Here is a 16,396-nt window from a genome sequence, read left to right as displayed (position 1 = left end):
CACTACTCTCTTAAACTCAGATAATATCTGTGTTTTGCTTCTTCAAATATATTTTCAATTTCAAGTAAAATTTGATTCCTCTCATAATCTGACCAAGCATGGAGTAACTCAACTTTCAAACTGTCGACCTTTATCTTTTCTTCAGTGTTCATTATATCCCTAAGTGTGGGTAATTTTTCACTCTCATGTTCCTTAGAATTTAGTATAGATTCATATTTAGTAAGAATACTCTTTACGACCTTTAAATCCTTCAAAAGTTCCTTTTTAATATCTGGTCCAATAATTCTTTTCCCCATTAATATCACCCTTTCGTCATACTACTTATAAATATCATAATCTATTTATAATTAATTGTCAAATTTTACCATTTATAATTCAATTAATATTGATTGATTGTTATCATCTATTTAAATTTGGAATTTATAATCAGAACCTTTTTTTATTTTAATACTCATATGAGTTATGCCATTAAAACCCCCAAAAAATAAGCTTAGATTTATAATCATCTCTATCCCATTGAGGATTGAAAGGATTGTTATTGGGTATTTTTTGAGATAATATGGGAATAGTATACTTTCAGGAATTCCTTTTTAAGTGGAATTTTTGGTGAAGGGATAATTAGAAAATGACACATTATAGAGTAAAAACTTATAGGACAAGAGGAAACAAGGCAAAGTTAAGTCCAGTACAAATGGTAGATTTTATGGTGGTATGGTTTTTATTTATATTTTCTGCACTCTTCTTTTTTTCATTTCCTTTAGAAAGTTCCTTTATTATTATTCCAGAGTTATTGGTAGGAATGTTTTTTGTCATAATTATATATATCCCCCTACGTTTTAAAAGGCGTAAGGAAGAAAGGGAAAATGCAAAAAAAATACTCCAGTCAGGAATTGGGGAAATTGATGTAATGGATGGAGTTGAATTTGAATATTACCTGGAGGCACTATTTCAGGCTATGGGATACAACGTACAAACGACTTCTGCATCGGGCGATTTCGGAGCTGATTTAATTTTAACAAAAGATTATAGGAAAATTGCTGTGCAAGTTAAACGATATAACAAAACAGTTGGAGTTAGGGCTGTTCAAGAAGTTTACTCATCTATACCTTACTATGGTGCGACTGAGGCTTGGATTGTTACTAATAATATATTTTCAAAGCCAGCCTATGAGCTTGCTGAAAAAAACAATATTTTTCTTATTGATCGAGGAATGTTAATAGAAATGATTGTAAATAACAAAAAGGCCTCTGGGAGTTAATTAAGTCAATTATTCCCATCAGAGTTGTTTACCGAATAATATATATAGGCAACCAAGTGTGACCCTGGTATCATAGATTTATTTAAAAGAAAACCATCTTAGAATGTATAGGATGTTTTTTTTATCTGTTTTGGTTTCAGAACTTAGCAACGAATCTAGTAAAAGGATAGTTAATGTGTTGTAAGTGTAATAAATATAATAGGAAGTGTTAATTATGTTTGTTCAAAAACACGGGTTAAGCAAAACAAAAATATATAAGGTATGGAAAACAATGAGATTAAAATGTTATGGAAGTAATATAGATAATCGCTACAAAGGGAAGAATTTATGGATCTGTGAAGAATGGAAAGATGACCCTGTAGCTTTTGTGGGTTGGGCCAAACAAAATGGTTATAAAGAAGGTTTAGAGTTAGTTAGAAAAAATAAAGATGATGGGTATTACCCTAAAAATTGTGTTTTCCTTGAAAAGAATAAAACAAATAAAACACACGGAATGAGATATTCACGATTATATAATATATGGACTCAAATGATTCAAAGATGTATCAATAAAAATCTAGATCATTACGATAGATATGGTGGCAGAGGTATCAAGGTATGTACGGAATGGATGGATTTTGAAGTATTTGCAGAATGGGCAAAGGAAAACGGATATCAAAAAAATTTGTCAATAGACCGATTAGATGTAAATGGAAATTACGAACCTAGTAACTGCAAATGGAGCACTGGTGTTGAGCAGCAGAGGAATAAAAGAAACAATCATTACTTAACTATTAATAACGTTACAAAAACTGTTGCTGAATGGGCAGAATTAAGTGGATTACCATATAAAACTCTGCAGAGACGTATTTATACTGGTTGTGAGGAAGAAAACCTATTAGCACCTATAGGTTACCAGCATGATCTTCTTGAAATAAATGGAGAAAAGAAAACAATGAATCAATGGGCTAAAGAAGCAGGATTACAATTCTCTACCATTAAAAAAAGATATCAAAGAGGTGTTAGAGGAGAAGAGTTACTAAAAAAAGGTAGACTCGATAAAAAGAATGATAATCAATTGTCTTTTGACTTTTAAAAGCATGTGGCTTTTTCTAGATAATCAGTATCATCACAACGAGATGGGTTCTACCAAAAAAGGCTTCAATAGGAAGCCTTTTTATTTCTTTAACTCCTGGTATATTTTTGCTTTAGAGACTCCAGTAATTTCTGTAATCTCCTTTATACTGTATGTTTTGCTATTATATAGTTTAATTGCTTTGTCTAACACTTTAGGGTCTATAGGGGGCCTTCCCCCTTTTCTACCTCTTGCCCTAGCGGCTTCCAACCCAGCTCTAGTTCTTTCCTTTATTAAGTCAGCTTCCATTTCTGCAAATCCTGCCATTACAGTAAAAAAGAACTTACCTTGTGGTGTTGTCGTATCAATTCCATTTGTGATTGCCTGGAAGTGTATACCCTTTATCCGTAATTCTTCAATTAAATCAATAAGCTGCTTGGTGGTTCTCCCTAATCTATCGAGTTTATAAACTGTAAGTGTATCGCCTTCCCTTAAATATTCAAGACATTTGTGTAATTGCTCTCTATCAGTCTTTTTACCACTGCTCTTTTCAGTAAAGATTTTTACACAGCCAGCATTCGTCAAGGCATCGATTTGCAAATCGAGATTCTGTTCCCGGGTAGATACTCTGGCATAACCAACTTTCGTCACAATACACTCCTCCAGTCTATAAAACCTGATTCAACATATATTTCTATACTTTAAATTATAGACGAGTTTATAGACAGATAACAAGTAAATATATATTATTTTACATTCAACTTTTAACTGTCTATAAAACGAGGGTTTATTAGACTTTCTACTTGGAGTATATACAAGAACCCAAGTATACATTAGATACCGTATTTCCTATTTTCCTTAAACCCTGCTATATACCATTATCAACAAATCTCTATTTAGTGGGTCTAATTTGTATATATAATGGGGCATCTTCCTCTTGTAAATCCACCAATTCCCCCGGCTGTTAGTCTAATTGCTTTTTTATCCACTTTATTTACATTGGAATGTAGTAACAAGCATATCGAAGATTTTGAACTGAATGATTTTGGTATGGATGTTCTAATCAAAGAAACTAAAATCCGTAACGATGTTTAGTTAAAGATGTTGTTAATATTTATAAAGAATACTGTCCAGTAAAAGCGGCTGAACCCGGATTAAAATCGCAAAGATTGACTCTGGAGCTTTACAGATCTATCGATCTCCACAGTAACGTTAATGGGCCCCCAAGTGCAAAGGCCATTGCCTTAATAGTGAAGAAATAAATTAGTCAATTAGGTTTAGACGAGGGAGATTATCCTGTCGTAGCATTCTAAGCGGTTTATCGACAAGTGCAACTGTAATGGGGATAACGGATATAGCTATTATGAAATAAACGGGCCATAAAACAAGAGAGATGGTCGATCGCTATGCTCAGGCTGGTATATGGTACAAAAATAACTTTTGGTCTTGTGCGGAATGAAAACGTCACTGACCTTATATAAAGAGAAATATAGCTAAAAAGTTTAGTCCTGTACATGCTTGGATAGGATAAGACGTTTTAAAAAAATAGGTTAAGAGACAATGTTCATTATAGGTTTGTTCATAACTTTATTGAAAGTATTCCCAATGCCCTTCTTTTTAGAGGACTTTTTTAGTAGTTAAATTAAAGACCCTAATCCATCCTACCCCTTTTTGAAAAGCGGGAGAGTAATGGCTTGTCTTTTACATTATAGTTTTATAAATTCCTATTAAGAAAGATAATCGGAGGAGAATTCATTGAAAAAACATACTAAGAAACAAATTACAGAAAAAGATAGAAAGATATATGAAGCATTATTTGATCTTAACAACTCACCGCAGAACAACTATCAACAGCAAGGTTTTGGTCCTTCCCAGATTGGAGTAAAGGTAGGCCGAGACAAATATGATGCAGCTTCTTATTGCACCCTTTCTCTAAAAAAACTCATCGAGTTTGGACTGGTTGAAAAGCTCCCTAATGGCAGATATGTTCCCATTACAAAAACACCAAAATAAAAAGGATTCAGGAAGTCCTTTTTACAATCCTTCTTCAACATAAGCACTCGTTAATTGAATAAACTACATTCTTTTCATCTTGTAAAAAACTTTCTTGCATTGTTCATGTATCTTAATGCAATCCCTTTTCACTTATGTTGGTTAAATTGTTCGTTTTTAGGATAAAAGTACATAAAATACCATTAAGGCAGGTGTGAAGTTGTGAAGCCTTATAAATGCAAGGAATTTAATAAATATGGTATTGTCAGGCTCCCTTGTAAATGGAGAAGGCAATTCGATTTTACACCTGGCAAATTAGTAGATCTTGTTTATAAACAGGATTCCATCATAGTTAAAAAGCATAACCCGAAAAGCACTGACAACTCCCGTGTCGTTTCAGGTGAAGGTACTATAACAATACCAGCTGAACTTAAAAAGCTAATGAGGATAACACCTCATGATGAAATCTGTATTTTTGTTGATAAGGATAATAAATGGTTTATAATAAAACCAATGTAAACTAAAGAAGCTCTACGTTTTATTTAAGTACAATTATTCACAAAGTTAGCTTATTACTGGAATGCTACTTCTTTTATTCATGAAGATAGTACGTAAATCCTAAGTCTAGACTTGGATAGTCGATTATGTCCTTATTCAAAAAGATGGAAGGAGGTACTCCATCGTCTATATGAATTTTGACTCCTTTTAATTAAGCTAATTTGCCAAACCCTAACCCAAAAATACTGATTAACTCATCTGAAGTATCTTTAAAGAGTTCATTATTTTTTTGATTTTCGATTAAATTACGTAAACCTTCGTTGATAGCATTTTCATCTCTTTTAAGAATCGCTTTCAAAACTAGACATAATCTTTATACTGTTTCACGTCATTTGTTAAATTTATATTATGTAGATTTTCAATAGTTTCAGCAGCCTTTTCATTTTCCTTTATAATAAGATATTTCACTGCATAGCCTACATTATTAATGAAAGGTTGCACGTGTTCCTTTTCTTCTCTCGGCCTACCTCCCAGTAGATTTGCTAATGAACATGATATTTCCTCGGAGTCACTCAAAATTGCCAAAAGTAATCTATTATATTTGTTCATAGTCACAAAATCCACTTCATGTGAGTCATACTTTTGTAAAAGCGATTCTTGAGTTTTTTCCAGCTTAATAAGAAATATTTCTTAGCCTCTTTGTTATCCGGGTTTAAACATATTTCATCTATCCCAATGATACAAAAATCATTTGCCAACATTTCGTAACACATATATATAAATTGTGGGTTAATATTGTTTTATTGAAGTTTAATTGATCTTAACATTTACACTTCGCTTAATTTCTTTGTATATTTCAGGAAAGTGATTTAAATTATTTGTCTCAAATCTCCTTTATGTTTTTCTTGCTAAGCTAAACAAATAACAAAGTGCTTCCTATATAAGCAGCGCGATTTAAAAACTCTTGCACTCGTTAGTTGAAGAAGATAAGAGATTTAATGAGGTGGTTTTATTTTATAACTATGATAAATCACTATGTAAACGACTGTTTCCCACACTTAACACATTGAAAGAGATAACCTTGATGGTCCCCGCCATTAATCAGACTATTTTCAAATATTTCTTCAGTGATTTTAAAGCTATTACAAATTCTTTGGATATCACCAGAAAGCTCATCTGCTAAAATTTATAATATCTTCCCAACCAATGTAGCTTTTTATCGCACAAAAATCTCCATTATGGCTTATCCAATATTCTTGTTGCCAACCTGAGTATCCAGGAGTTCTATATATAAGCTCATCAATATATTCATCTTTTCCTACACGATCACAGCTCTCAACATCTTGGAATTCCCCATCAAAGATTTTAGCTACTGATCCATCAGAGATACACCAAGGACAAATACCTTCCACTTCTTCAATTGAATAAAAAGGGCCTATTCTTATTGCATACACGGCATAATGTTTTATACTCTTTAATGACATTTAATAGGATAGGGTTGGGATTATATTTGAAATATGGTAGTTTAAAATTTAGGTCCTCCTCGTTTTATCAAACATAAATTCTACTATGGGTTAGGGCAATCGCTTGATTTTTTCTGTTAAAGAAGCGCCTTTACTTCAATAACTAAACTTGAGTTTCTTATAAATATATTGAACCGTTTCAACAAATTATTAACAACATCTATCGCTTCTTCACTTTGATTATAATCAGATGTCCAAACCTATTCATCTCTAAAACATTCTCTACTTTTTTAACAATTTCGGTTATTTCCTTCGGAACATAAATCCAAGATAAGTTACGTTCTAAATCTGCACTATTATATATTCCTTCTTAGAAATTTCTACATACTAATTTCAATACAAACAAACCATAGTTTTATTTTTCTGAACTAATTCCTTAGAAAAATCTGTTAAAACAGTCATATCAGGCTTAATAGCCTTACTAAGCATAGGATATAACATAATCTAGTTTCTTTTTTTTAAACCCGTATCCTTTCATACACTTAGACCTAGCAAAGAACTATAAACCTGCTCCTATCTACTAATGGTCTACCACGATGATAATCTCCCTCTTTACCAGCTTAATGTTTGAAAACTAAGACAAAAGTGTTTCCCCTGAAGTTGTTTCTTAAGTCATTTTAACCTTACATCTCTTTGGGGCTTTATTGCATTTTACTTTCACTAAATTACTGTTTTTTCGACTTCTTTAAACCACAAATCAAATTTTGCTTGGTTTAATAGATAGGTATCACTTGAATATACGGAATCATATTTATATTTTTCTTTTAACCTATTTTGTTTAACATTATAATGTAACTTTATCTCACTTGGCATATTATGATTGGAGACTTTGAATTTTTCATGAATGAGTTTTAAGTGTGCTATTCCATCTTCTAATAAAAATCGCTGTCTTTCTATTGAAACGTCTATACCGCGTTTGTTGTTTTGATTGTTAAGTTCTTTTATTGCATCATTCAGCTTATGTTTATGGACAATTTTCCCATTGATCTTAAAGAAAACGTCAAATTGATATAATCCAGATTCATAGGAACAATAGATAAAAACATCCTCTGCATTAAAGTCAACATACTCTAAACAAATGGCAACCATATCTTTTTGCAACTTTGAAAAAATATTCTCAAATTCACTTTTCATTCTTGGGTCTCCTAGCAAAGTTTTTTTCCTAATCGTTAGTTTATTTTTCCAAATGCTTTTTATTGAAGATATCCATATTGCATAGTTTTCTAAATATATACATAACAATTTCAACCTGACTATCGTAAATTATATTCAATCAAGACGAATGTTCCATTAGAAGACGTTTGGATTTGTACCTCATCACAGAATTTAGCGATCATTTTAAAGCCCTGCCCCAAGGACTTTTTGCTGGAGTATCCCGAAACTAAAATCGTTTTCGGAATTTCATGGAGTGGTATTCCGGATCCTTTATCCGAAATAAAGAACTGCATACGGTTATCTTTTATAGTAATGGACAGCTTCCCTCCAATGGCATGTTTTAATACATTGGTTACTGCCTCTGTTACTGCCACCTGAACCTTCATAGAATCTAAGTGGGGCGCATATTGTTCAAGAATGCTTTTAATGATTCCCCTGCTTTTTGGTACATCAGAATTTTTAGTTATTTCAACTTCTGCCAATTTATCGCCTAGGTGATTCAACAAAGTCTCCCTTGAAGTATGCAACCTTATTTTTTCTTCTGACAGTTTATTAATTATGTCTGCATAAGACTCTAAAATACTAGATTCTAATTGTTTCCTAAAATGCAAATATGGGGTCAGGTCATGGGCGAAAATTGTCACATCCCCATTTTGTAGCTGCTGGGCATGGAGGTCCAAAGTAATATTTTCATGCATAAAAGTATCATGCACAAGTTCCTGGCGCTCAATTGCTGAATCTGCAAGTGATTGGAAAAGGCTATTTGAAAAAATGCTTTTTGGTGAATAAACTTTACCACCCTTTACTTGGATAAAGAATGATTCCCCAATATTTGAATAGGTCTCATTTTGACTATACTGGGCTTCAGTCAATTCAGCTGCATGTTGCAATTCATCATTAGCTAAAGGAAAATTCATATTTCCTATTATTGCTTCAATATGGAATGATTTTATCTTCCCAACTAAAATTGGATCCAGCAAAGTTCCGGACCTTTCTTCTAATAACTTTAAAATCGTTTCAGGGTCTTTATGTCGAGTTAAAATGTGATCTAACTCATTAGCCAATGCAATGATTCTTGATTCTAATGGTATTTCCGCACCCTTTAAACCACTTGGGAAACCTTTTCCATCCCACCGTTCATGGTGATGAAGAACCCATTTTGGAAATGACTCGTTTGAAAACATTGCTTTGACAATCTCTACAGCTTTTTCCGAATGACTTTTGTATTCACGTTCCTCTGATAATGTTAAATCTCCACGCTTTCTAAATATATATGAAGGAAGTAAACTTTTTCCAATATCATGAATGGAGGCTATCTGGACCAAGTTATTTCTTTTTCTTTTTGGATATCCTATATCCTCCAGAATGAGGTCACAAATCATTCCAACCCGATTTCCATGGCCTGCAAAATGAGGATTTATACTGTCCTCCAATATTTTCATAAAAGCATTTGAAGTTGATTTTCGAAGAAAAAATTGATAAGTAAATTCATGGGAAAAGTAAATGAGAAACAGTAAAAAGAAAAATGTATATAATATTGATATCATTAATTCTGGTTCTGACTCAACAAGGGCAAGTCTGGAGATGACAAGTATACTGATTAAGATTGGTATAATCAATTCTGTTAATTTTTGTAAAATGTTGTTGAACATCTTTTTTCTGAATACAGTTGCTTCTATTCCTTCCAAAAGAAAAAAGTTCACTAATTCAAAGACAATCGCAACCATCCCAACTCCCAAAAAAACATTTGCGTTTTGAGCGAATTCCCAGGAAATCGACGCTGCCAACATGGAAGTTACATACATCCCAATAGTAACCAAAAGACGAATGACAGGAATTCTAATCTTTCTCAAACTTATTAAGTAATAGGTTCCGGTTGCGATAAAAATAGCCAGCACTGCATAAGAAAATCCGCCATTGATTAATAGAAACAAATATCCGATGCTACCCGCTGCATATGTGTCTCCACTCGGTAATTTAACAGGGAATATTTCTAAAACAATCACTATGCAAGTCATTAAAATTAAAATTTTTGCCATTGAAAAATCAAGATGGCTGAGAGAAAAAATAAATGATATACAGCCGATTAAAATCAGGGAAATAGTATACCAGTTAATCACCTTCATTTAATCTCACCTTTGGCTTCATACTCGAAGAATTCATATAAATAAGCAAAACTATGCCTATAGCTACAAAGATGTCACCAGGACTTATAACGTATTTTACAACGGGTATCCAGTCCCCTAAAAACCAAAAATCTGTAGAATGGGACATCACTTGATGGCGGGAGTCTGTTTCAAAAGACTCCAAATGTTGCCCTGTCGTATTTAATGCCTCTTCAGAAACAGGCATCAGTCCATCATTTAAAAGGAGAGCTAATAAATTCAAAACAGCACCAATGATGATCCAGTTTACACCTGGAATTTTATTATTTCTTGACAGACCTGCAATAATCCCTACAAAAGTAACAATAAGAATAAGCCCAAATTTTTCTTTTGATTCAATCGTAATGAATACAAGTGCAATTTGGACACTAAAACTAATTAATATGACCAGGGACCACTTGAATTTCACATTATTTATAAAAGAAAGGGCATTTCTCCCTTTTAATAGTGTAAGCAATATTGCAAATAAGAGAATATATTTCACTCGAGGAATCCCCCTAAAAAAATTGATTTAAAAAGACCCGGATTTTCCAATGATCCTCCGAGTCCTCCATTTTCTTACCACCAAGGCTTGCCGATTACTGCTCCAAATGTTGCTGCGATTACAGCTGCAACTGCTAAAAAGCTTTTTAAGCGTGCTTTCATATATTATTCACCTCCTTTCAAGTTAAAGTGAATGCGATAACAAAATTCCAAGGACCGAAAACGTGTTTAAATACCTAAGTGAAGACAAAAAGATCCGCCTTGAAGTAAGGCGGATAAAAGTATATATTCCGTCTTCTTCGGTAACCCGGCTACCATGACAAAAATGCTTTAGGCCCGTGGCTTTGCGTCCTCACCTTTAGGTAAGTTTGCCTTTATCGTTAAGATAAATTCTATTTAATTTAATTTAAATTCTAGTTTAATAGTTCATCAATAGGTAAAAGGAACACGGGGGTAAATATTTTAAAAATACGTATCATTAATTTTTTTTATTTTCAGAACAGTTTATGAAATTTAGATAGAATTTACACAAATACCTGATCACCTAAAATATCAGGCAATTGCAGCAGTTCGAATACTTCCATAACATCATCTCTTACATTTGATATCGTTACTTTTATTCCTTTTTCACTTAGGGATTGCACTAAGTTTATTAGGAGTCCCATACCTGATGAATCGACAAAAGGAACATCGCTGAAAATAAGATTTATAATTTTATATTTCCCTAATTCCGGAAGCAGTTCATCTTCAACCAATTCAGTGCTATCTATATCTAAATCGCCTATTATACTTACTTCAAGGTATTCTCCATTAGGATTCAACTTTACTTCTATCATTTCCATGCCCCTTTCAATCTCTACAAAACGATTTTACCATCCTTATCCAGATAAGCATTTATATTATAACTAGTTTCCTTAAAAGTAAATTTAGAAGTGCCTATCTTAATAATTGTTCCTTCCATCGCTTTTTTTATCCGTATTTTTTGATCCTCTGGAACCGCGATCATTGTAGCTGGGGCACTTTCGGCACCTGATTCATTAACTTCAACGCCCATTCTTCCATAGACCTCACCACCACGTAAAACACCTGTTATTTTAAGGACTCCGCCAGCATGTATTTTTGTATTTACGCTGCCTTGTCCTAAAATTAAAATATTGCCACTACAATAAAGCTGACTATTGAGTGCATATGGAATGGTTATAAATGAGTCAGGTTCTACAGGAGTTTCAGCAAATTCAATTAAATGCTTCATTTTTTCAGTTACATCATAAATTTTTTGAAGTGATACAGCTTCATTGTGAATTGATAAAAAGAGATTAGACAAAGAGGTCCCTATCGTTTCCCATTTCTCATCTTCTAGATATCTTTCTCCTCTTCTTACAGCCTCTGTATATTTTTTTACAAGTGGCGGGAAGTTCTTAAATTTCTTTTCCAGCAATATCCGGATCAGAGGCTGTAAGCCTCCTCTTGAAAAATCACTGGATTTAAATCCCGGAGATTGAGTCAACTGGCTGATGAAAGAAATAATTTTTTCAACCTGGTTATTAATCAGCCTTAAAAGATGGCCCAATTCAGTAACAAGCATATTATTTTTACCCGCTGATAATTCAGAACCTATAATGCTTCCGTAAGAAATAATCGCACCTGTAGAAGCAAGTAATGCATTGTTAACTGTTTTATGGACATTAATATCTCCCTCAGCTTCAACAACCATATTGTTTGCGACTTCACCTAATATTTCTACATCACCTAAAAAGTGAATATTGCCTGTAGTTAAGTCAACAGTGCCTTTATGTGTTAACTTTTGAACAATGCTGACTTTTAAAAGCTGTCCTCTCCGTTCAATAGAAGGCCGCCCAGATTCGGTCGCAACTATTTTGCCGTCTACTTCGAGTACTCCCCGGCCTGCATTTAGAATGATAGGGAAGACTTGTTTTGCAGGAAGCGGTTCATATGTAACCGTATATCCTGGCTCCCCAACAATAGGAGGGTGTATGACACCGATTACCTGCCCTCTTTCTACTTTGGGGATTGATTTAATTTCACGGAAATCTACACTTCCATCTTTTCTTTCCTTCGGTCCTTCCTGAACATCTACATCAACTTTAAGCTCTACCCAGCCATCTTTCCCTTGTTTAGCTGGTATTCCAGTAGCAATTTCAAAAGTTGCTGTCTCCGTAGCTTCCATTGCCTTATTGATTTCAGACTGGTTAAAACCATGTTTAACCCTTAATTCATCAAGTTTTTGTATAACTTCCAGATAGGTTAGTGAATTACTTTGCTCTTTTCTCTCGAGAGCAGAAAGATTGATATGATTATCAGGTTCCATATCAGGAATGGTTCGAACCATTTTATAACCAGGCACAATGTGTAAATAAGCTTTTAATTTGTACTCATCCAAAAAGACTTTCCAGTTAGATGCCGCCTCTTCGTCTTCAGCTTTAATTTCATACACATCAAACTCTGTAATTATTGTCGTTTTTTCTTCTACCGGTATTCCATTTTTATAAAGACGTACACCCTTTTGGATCGTTACAGTTGGAAAATGACTGGCTGAGGACAGGCAGTAAATATTACCATTCTTAATCCAGACCTTTCCTTCATGCCTTTCTGATTCCAAATTATCAAGGTTATTATCTTCTAAACCCTTGTTCATTTCCAAATCAATTACAGCCTTCTCAAGTTCATCTGATAAAATATCAAAATCCAGGCCGGAGGATGTTTTTCCAAACTTTGTAAGTCGCACCATTGCCTTTTTTGATCCAATACCTAAAATCCCTTTTGTTCCATGCTCGATGATCTCAATGTTTACATTCTCTTTAGTTGTACCCAGGATTTCCAGTCCAATACTTATGGCATCATTAATGCTATTCCCTTTAGATAAAATACTTTGCATTTGCATTAACCTCCTAGTACTGGAGAATTCAGACTTGTAATATCAGCCTTTTCTTGAGTAATTTTTAAAAGAACCATTGTAATATCATCTTTTTGTGAAACTCCCTCGGTAAATTTATTGATTGAATTCATGATGCTTTTCTCGATTTCCCCAACACCTAAATGTTTACAGTCTAATAACGCAGCAATTAATCGGTCTAATTTATATCGTTCACCTTCTTTATTCTGAGCCTCGACTATTCCATCTGTATAAAAAAATATAGTATCATTATTTTCAAGCTGAACGAAATTTTCCTTATAGACCTGGTTTGGGAGCCCGCCTACCATAATGCCTTTTACCTTAGCAAGTTCTTCAATACTGTCACTATTACCTTTTATAAAAATAGGAAGGTTATGACCTGCATTCGCATATGTAAGTATTCCAGTTTTCGGATTCCAATCAGCACAAAAAAGGGTAACAAATGATTTTAATATCCTAAGATCTTCATAAATTGCCTGATTCATCGCTGTTAAAGTTTCGGCAGGGCTTTGAGTGCTTTCTGCTGCACTGCGAAACGCCCCTCTTGTCAAAATCATTAACATCGCAGCTGGAATACCTTTACCCATTACATCACCAATTACTATTCTAATTTTTCCATCTACTAAAGGATAAAAATCATAATAATCTCCACCAATTAACCTAGCAGGGAGTGAGGATCCTGATACTTCTCCCCCTTCGAAAATTGGAGTCTTTCCGTTCAATAATTGAGACTGAATGTTTCTGGCTAAATTAATTTCCCTTTGCAATGAACTATCCAAAACACTTTGATTTTCTTGTGTTTTATTTTCAAAATTGTAAGTGAGGCTATCATGATACATTAAACAACCTCCTTTTGAATTGAATTCAATATGTGATATACACCAATTGTTTCAAATACTTGATGTGTTAGTTCATTAATTCCCTTAAGTTCAAGATAAAAATTTTTCTCCTGCGATAAGTAAATTGAATTTATTATAGAACCTATACCAGTAGAATCTATAAATTCCAATTCACTAAAGTCCAAAACTAATGTATTTATTTTTTGAATCTCATCTAAATATGGGTCCATTACATTTGCAGTGGATATATCTAATATTCCTTTAAATTTTAAGATAATAGTAGTCTCATGAATTTCTCTATTAATAGTTAACCCCATTTTTGTTACCTCCATTCTATTAAGAAATATTAAACAAATAAATTAATTTCACTGTGATTTAACATACAGGGGAAATATTCGCCAAAAAGAATTATGAGCTTGCAATAAAAGGGCTTAACTATTCAGAAACCCTGTTATCTTTTCAGTTACCCGGCAATCATAGCTATAATAAGCTTTAGATTGTTTGAGGTTTTATCTTTTAAAAAGTGCTTTTTTCGAATATTATTTACATTAAATATCGTCTATTCCTGGTATTTTATTACTGGAAAATTAAGTTAAAAATCTGAAGTGAATTTTTAACTTTGACCTTCCACACTTAAAATTGCACCTTTTGCTCAGCGCTCACTCTTGACACATAGCTATTAGCTGGGGCAGTCTTATCTGAAATTTAGCGCTCCTTGTATTTATATTTCCTAATACCAGTTTTTATCCGACTATCACCTACAGCTCCTATTTTTAATCCTATTTATCTATAAAACTAATAGGAAACACTTCCTATTAGGTGTACTAATGCATTTGAGACAGTATAAAACACTTCCTACATTTATATTTATCGGAGGTATTTTTGTGTGGGCAAAAACATATATCCAGGGGAAATTTTCTCTCTTATTTTTGCAATATCCACCTTATAATCGGGGACTTGAGGTAGAATAGTTACTTCACTGTTTCACTCTATGGAATTAACCTTATTAATATCAATCCCATATTCTTCCTTATGTGCTTTGAATATTATAAATGCCCTTTTAACATTTTCATTTATAGAACTGTACATATCAAAGTTTATTTAGAGTTACTAATCCTTAATGATATTTTGGATCTTTTTGCTTATAAAAGATGTGGTCTCGAGATGTAATATCCTTGTACTGCAGGGATTCCTATAAGAAGCTGTTAATAAATTCTCTTCCTTTTCAATCCCCTCGAGCACAATAACAACATTGTTCTGAGACTTTGACAATAAAGATTGAATTGCATTTTGCTTGTTTATTGAATGAGCAAGATTTTTTGAGCAGGAACGGTCCAATTTAACGAAATCAGGACTATATTTAAGAATTTTTTTCACAGAAATTAAAGAAAGCTTTAAATCATCCAGAGCGACTTGAAAGTCCATTTCTTTTAATAGATTGATTCTTCCTAAAAAGGCATCTGCATCCCAAATCCCTAACTCTATTGGTTCTTCGTTAATTTCAAAAACAACCCTCCCTTTTATAATTGGATAGTCTTGAACTAATCTTCTAATAAATTCAGGAAAATTAGGGTGCACGAGCGTAGAAGGAAATATGTTAGTAAAAAGGGTTGTATTTCTCATAATAAGATTGAGAATATCCTTTAAGTGCATTAGTAATGGATATTTTATCAAATTCATAAAGAACTCCTTGTTCTCTCCCATATCGAAAGATTAAAACTGGACTTATTTGAGGTTTAGTTCTAATCAAAGCCTCATAAGCAAAAATTTCTTCCATTTCAGTGCTCCATAAAGGTTGATACTCGTGAAAGAATAACCTCTGTCTCATAATACTTGAAATATTCAATTCAGCTAATCCCTTTTGTTGACTCCCTTTCAACTTATCTTTCCTCGTTTAAAACACAAAAAAACACTTACTTATCAAGAATAAAATTCAAGAAAAGGAAGTGTTCTAGGATTATGGCAGGAGCGCTACCAAGTTCTAAAAGTCCCGTCTTTTATAAGCTCAAAAAGTGAATTAGTAACAGGGTTCCTATTCTATATCCACTAAAAGACCTAAAAATATTACTTTTTTTTAATAACTTCTAAATTATAGCAAGGTTTACATAAATATCAATGATTTTCCTTAAAAAACATTAAAATTGTTTTTATAACAGTTGTTTTATTTATAAAAATCACTTTGTAGTACATAGTGTAGTTAACATTAAGCTAAAATAAAATTTCCTTGTTCAACATAACTTCTGCGTTTGTTTAATAAAGGCTCTTAACATTAATAATATGCAACTACTTTGTTTATTGGACAACCAAGGACTCCCTCTAGCTCTCCAAATATGTATTTAGTGTTTTTTACCAAAATATTTATGAAATTCGATAGACTTAGTACATACTGATACTTTTGGTACACAAATACAACATATTAATTGTTTTATGTTTAACCAGAATTTATAAAAGATAGCGGCACATACGAAGAAATTGTTTATAAATATCCTAACTATAAAAAACCATTCATAGTATC

At 33.0% G+C, this 16,396-nt stretch carries 16 protein-coding genes and 1 riboswitch; of the genes, 4 read left to right on the top strand and 12 right to left on the bottom strand.

The genetic code is table 11. The annotated features are described in order from the left end of the window. Positions 1-2: 2 nt before the first annotated feature. Complete coding sequence (locus J7E35_RS23060) at positions 3-296, bottom strand: hypothetical protein (RefSeq protein WP_214784721.1); 294 nt, start codon at positions 294-296, stop codon at positions 3-5. A 329-nt stretch (positions 297-625) separates the two neighbouring features. Between J7E35_RS23060 and J7E35_RS23055 the strand changes: the two genes are divergently transcribed. Then, positions 626-1,258, top strand: a complete 633-nt coding sequence (locus tag J7E35_RS23055; protein ID WP_251041197.1) for a restriction endonuclease — start codon at positions 626-628, stop codon at positions 1,256-1,258. A 214-nt stretch (positions 1,259-1,472) separates the two neighbouring features. After that, positions 1,473-2,333: a hypothetical protein gene (locus J7E35_RS23050; protein ID WP_214784718.1), complete on the top strand. Its 861-nt coding sequence runs from the start codon at positions 1,473-1,475 to the stop codon at positions 2,331-2,333. An 81-nt stretch (positions 2,334-2,414) separates the two neighbouring features. Here the strand turns inward: J7E35_RS23050 and J7E35_RS23045 are convergent, their stop codons facing one another. Further along, entirely contained in the window at positions 2,415-2,963 is a 549-nt protein-coding gene (locus J7E35_RS23045; RefSeq protein WP_214784715.1) for a recombinase family protein, read from the bottom strand. Between the two features lie 1,104 nt (positions 2,964-4,067). Here J7E35_RS23045 and J7E35_RS23040 point away from each other — a divergent pair. Then, a complete protein-coding gene (locus J7E35_RS23040; protein WP_214784712.1) occupies positions 4,068-4,325 on the top strand; it encodes a hypothetical protein in 258 nt (85 codons plus the stop codon). A gap of 201 nt (positions 4,326-4,526) precedes the next feature. Further along, complete coding sequence (locus J7E35_RS23035) at positions 4,527-4,823, top strand: AbrB/MazE/SpoVT family DNA-binding domain-containing protein (protein WP_214784709.1); 297 nt, start codon at positions 4,527-4,529, stop codon at positions 4,821-4,823. A gap of 339 nt (positions 4,824-5,162) precedes the next feature. On the opposite strand, the gene J7E35_RS23030 is transcribed toward J7E35_RS23035, so the two are convergent. From J7E35_RS23030 to J7E35_RS22985, 10 genes are all read right to left on the bottom strand, one after another. Then, a complete protein-coding gene (locus tag J7E35_RS23030; RefSeq protein WP_214784706.1) occupies positions 5,163-5,411 on the bottom strand; it encodes a hypothetical protein in 249 nt (82 codons plus the stop codon). A 563-nt stretch (positions 5,412-5,974) separates the two neighbouring features. Then, positions 5,975-6,286: a CbrC family protein gene (locus tag J7E35_RS23410; RefSeq protein WP_483297675.1), complete on the bottom strand. Its 312-nt coding sequence runs from the start codon at positions 6,284-6,286 to the stop codon at positions 5,975-5,977. Positions 6,287-6,985: 699 nt separating this feature from the next. Then, positions 6,986-7,459: a DUF600 domain-containing protein gene (locus J7E35_RS23020; RefSeq protein WP_214784703.1), complete on the bottom strand. Its 474-nt coding sequence runs from the start codon at positions 7,457-7,459 to the stop codon at positions 6,986-6,988. Positions 7,460-7,578: 119 nt separating this feature from the next. Then, a complete protein-coding gene (locus tag J7E35_RS23015; RefSeq protein WP_214784700.1) occupies positions 7,579-9,606 on the bottom strand; it encodes an HD domain-containing phosphohydrolase in 2,028 nt (675 codons plus the stop codon). Continuing rightward, complete coding sequence (locus tag J7E35_RS23010; RefSeq protein WP_214784697.1) at positions 9,593-10,129, bottom strand: DUF5317 family protein; 537 nt, start codon at positions 10,127-10,129, stop codon at positions 9,593-9,595. Before J7E35_RS23010 ends, J7E35_RS23015 begins: the two co-directional genes overlap by 14 nt. A 297-nt stretch (positions 10,130-10,426) precedes the next feature. Next, positions 10,427-10,511: riboswitch (cyclic di-GMP riboswitch) on the bottom strand. A 141-nt stretch (positions 10,512-10,652) separates the two neighbouring features. Further along, positions 10,653-10,964, bottom strand: a complete 312-nt coding sequence (locus J7E35_RS23005) for an STAS domain-containing protein (protein WP_214784694.1) — start codon at positions 10,962-10,964, stop codon at positions 10,653-10,655. Between the two features lie 20 nt (positions 10,965-10,984). Beyond that, a complete protein-coding gene (locus tag J7E35_RS23000) occupies positions 10,985-13,024 on the bottom strand; it encodes a FapA family protein (RefSeq protein WP_214784689.1) in 2,040 nt (679 codons plus the stop codon). Between the two features lie 5 nt (positions 13,025-13,029). Continuing rightward, a complete protein-coding gene (locus tag J7E35_RS22995) occupies positions 13,030-13,881 on the bottom strand; it encodes a PP2C family protein-serine/threonine phosphatase (RefSeq protein WP_214784686.1) in 852 nt (283 codons plus the stop codon). Further along, positions 13,881-14,198 carry an STAS domain-containing protein gene (locus J7E35_RS22990; RefSeq protein ID WP_214784682.1) on the bottom strand — a complete coding sequence of 106 codons (318 nt, stop codon included), beginning with the start codon at positions 14,196-14,198 and terminating at the stop codon, positions 13,881-13,883. The genes J7E35_RS22995 and J7E35_RS22990 overlap by 1 nt, the downstream gene beginning before the upstream one ends. 793 nt (positions 14,199-14,991) lie before the next feature. Continuing rightward, positions 14,992-15,585 carry an EAL domain-containing protein gene (locus J7E35_RS22985; protein WP_214784678.1) on the bottom strand — a complete coding sequence of 198 codons (594 nt, stop codon included), beginning with the start codon at positions 15,583-15,585 and terminating at the stop codon, positions 14,992-14,994. Positions 15,586-16,396: the final 811 nt, after the last annotated feature.

This window comes from Bacillus sp. ISL-45 (genome assembly GCF_018613195.1).
GTDB lineage: Bacteria > Bacillota > Bacilli > Bacillales > Cytobacillaceae > Mesobacillus.
The sequence above is the reverse complement of the archived record's forward strand: the minus strand, read 5'-3'. Positions and strand labels throughout refer to the sequence as shown.